Origin of the sequence: Microcystis sp. LEGE 08355 (genome assembly GCF_015207185.1) — a bacterium.
In the GTDB taxonomy this organism is placed as follows: domain Bacteria; phylum Cyanobacteriota; class Cyanobacteriia; order Cyanobacteriales; family Microcystaceae; genus Microcystis; species Microcystis panniformis.
The window spans coordinates 1-2,974 of record NZ_JADEXI010000571.1; the positions used below are offsets into that span (position 1 = coordinate 1).

The 2,974-nt window shown below is 44.7% G+C and carries 3 protein-coding genes; all 3 read right to left on the reverse strand.

Translation table 11 applies throughout. From position 1 onward, the window contains the following. A partial coding sequence (locus IQ242_RS21270; RefSeq protein WP_193961319.1) for an ATP-dependent 6-phosphofructokinase occupies positions 1-635 on the reverse strand: 635 nt, incomplete at its 3' end. 278 nt (positions 636-913) lie between these two features. Then, positions 914-2,356: a glutamate--tRNA ligase gene (gene gltX, locus IQ242_RS21275; protein WP_193961320.1), complete on the reverse strand. Its 1,443-nt coding sequence runs from the start codon at positions 2,354-2,356 to the stop codon at positions 914-916. A gap of 203 nt (positions 2,357-2,559) precedes the next feature. Further along, on the reverse strand, positions 2,560-2,974 hold a 415-nt coding region (gene ndhN, locus IQ242_RS21280), incomplete at its 5' end, for an NAD(P)H-quinone oxidoreductase subunit N (RefSeq protein ID WP_193961321.1).

Sequence of the window (2,974 nt, forward strand, 5' to 3'; positions counted from 1 at the left end):
CGGTAGGGAATTTCGGGAATGAGAATGATATCGGCCCCCCCCGCAATACCGGCAGCCAGGGCGATATGGCCGGCATCTCTACCCATAACTTCTAGAATCATCACCCGGTTATGACTAGCGGCGGTAAAATGGAGGCGATCGAGGGCTTCTGTAGCGATATTAGTAGCTGTATCGAAGCCGATGGAGACTTCTGTAGCTCCCACATCATTATCGATGGTTTTGGGGATACCAATCAGATTAATGCCTCCCTGTTGGGCAATACGGCGCAAAATCGCCAGACTACCATCGCCACCGATGCCGATCAGGGCATCCAGTCCTAGACTATGATAGCCGTCGATGATGTCCTGAGAGCGATCGATCACGGTTCCATCCGGCATCGGGAAAGCGAAGGGATCCCCCTTATTGGTAGTACCGAGAATTGTTCCCCCCATCACCAACAGGCGATCAACTCCTTCAATATCAAAGATCGTGGTTTTGGGGGGACGGCTAACTAATCCGTTAGTTGCTTCTCGAATACCCACCACTTCCCAGCCATAATTGCCACTGGCATGGTGGACAACGGCACGAATGGCGGCATTTAAACCCGCACAGTCGCCACCACTGGTGAGAATTCCAATTCGTTTTTTTTCACCCATAGGTTTTTGTCAGGAGATTAACAAATCTATATTTAGGGAAAAGTTGCGGATAATGCCTAAAAATTAAGAAAGTTTCTAGATCGTCCCTGACAGCTAGGGGAAAAAATCGAAAAATCCGCCCCCATCCCCTCAGTCCCCCTAGCAGAAAGTTTGACCGACACGAGCAGGGTATGCAGGGCGACACGGATTCCCATTATACTAGAAAGTATATAGCAATCTTAGGGCATTTGTCAACCCTAATATACGAGAAATTTTCTGATAACTGATAGCCAATCAATTTAACTATTTACTGCTTGCTGAAGACGGGATATATCCCAACCTTTTTGATTAAGAAGTAGCCAAGACTGCATTAAATCCGGACCGTGTAACTCCCCCATCAAAGCGGCGCGTAGAGACTTCATCACTAGACCTTTTTTAACCCGATGGGCTTTAGTTGTTGTCTCCACAATACCCTTAGCAACTTCTCCAGTCAAATCGGGAGTAATAGCGGCGAGAATATCCTTGATAATATCCTTAACTCCCTCTAATTGTAATTGACTTAAAGCCTCCTGATTATAATTAGCCAGAGGGGTTAAAAGTAAGCGACTTTCAGCGACAGCATCGCTTAAACGAGTTAAACTCGGACCGATGAGAGTAGCCAAACCGATCAACCAAGCTCGATCGGTTTCAGCAGCAAAATTATACCCTGCTTCTTGCCAGTAAGGAAGGAGTAAAGGCACTAATTCCTCACCGGTTAAACGATGGAGATATTGACTATTAATCCAGTCCAATTTAGTCCAGTCAAATTTTGCCCCCGCTTTATTTACCCGTTCTAAACTAAACACTTTAGCGGCCGTTTCAAGGGTAAAAATTTCTTCAGTAGAATCGGGAGGAGTCCAACCGAGGAGAGTCATGTAATTAACCAAAGCTTGCGGCAAAAAACCCAGTTTTCGGAAATCATCGATCGAAGTGACTCCATCCCGTTTAGATAACTTACGACCCTCCTGATTTAAGATCAAAGGAGTGTGGGCAAACTCCGGCACTTTTGCCCCCAAAGCTTCGTATAAAAGAATTTGTTTAGCCGTATTAGCGATGTGATCTTCCCCACGAATAACATGGGTAATTGCCATATCGATATCATCAACAACTACCGCTAAATTATAGAGAGGCTGACCGAAGTTTTCCTCGGTATTTTCCGAGGTACGAGCGATCACCATATCCCCCCCTAAATCACTACCTTTCCAGATGACTTTTTCCCGGATTAAATCCTGCCAAATAATTTCTCGATCATCATCAATAATAAAACGAATTACTGCTTTTCTCCCCGCTTGCTCGAATTGCGCTTGTTGTTCGGGGGTGAGATAACGATGACGATTATCGTAACGGGGGGCAAGATTGCGGGCTTTTTGTTCTTCCCGCATTTTTTCCAATTCTTCCGGGGTACAATAACAACGATAGGCTAAACCTCGATCGAGCAGGGTTTGAATGGCCTGACGATAATAATTAAGGCGTTGAGTTTGAAAAAAAGGACCTTCATCCCAATTCAATCCTAACCATTGTAGGCCCGCTTGAATATTTTCGGTATATTCTGGTCGAGAACGTTCTAAATCTGTATCTTCCACGCGCAAGATAAATTTACCCTGGTGATGATGGGCAAAAAGCCAGTTAAACACGGCTGTGCGCGCTGTTCCAATGTGTAAATTTCCCGTGGGACTGGGGGCAATACGAACTCTTACTGTCACGATCTAACTCCTAGGTTTTTTGCGGCAACGATATCCCATATTATTGCAAATTCACCTAGACCAACTCGCAAAATTAAGAAAATTAAATGAATAGCTACCAAAGGGTGAGAAAGGAACAACAAACTCTCAAGAATTGAAGTCTCCCTCTCCGGGGAGAGGGTTTGAGGGGGAGATATTTCAATAACCGTGTTATTTCGGTAATTCTAGGCAGCGATTAAAGATTTGCTCAAAGGTTGCCAACGGAAATATCTTTCCCCACCCAACTCGAGGACAAATTTTAACCGGGGTTCCTGTTGACTAAGATTAATTAAGTATTGTTTTTCTTCCGAGGATAAAACAAAACTTTCAATAATCCAAATCACTAAACCTTTAGATTTGGGGGGTAAATTTTCCAATTGATAGGTAGCAATGGGAGGAATAAAATAAACCGGTCCCACGGCCGCTTCCCGACCAATATTTTTTTTACCTAAATGGGGGGGACGGACTCCATGAATGCCGGTAAGATAGGCACTTAAATCCCCTAGACCTCTAGCGGTGATATGCAGGACATTGTAACCAGTGGCCCGTAAACGTCTTTGATAGCGTCCCTCGTAACCCCCTTCTAAGGGTGCGTAAATG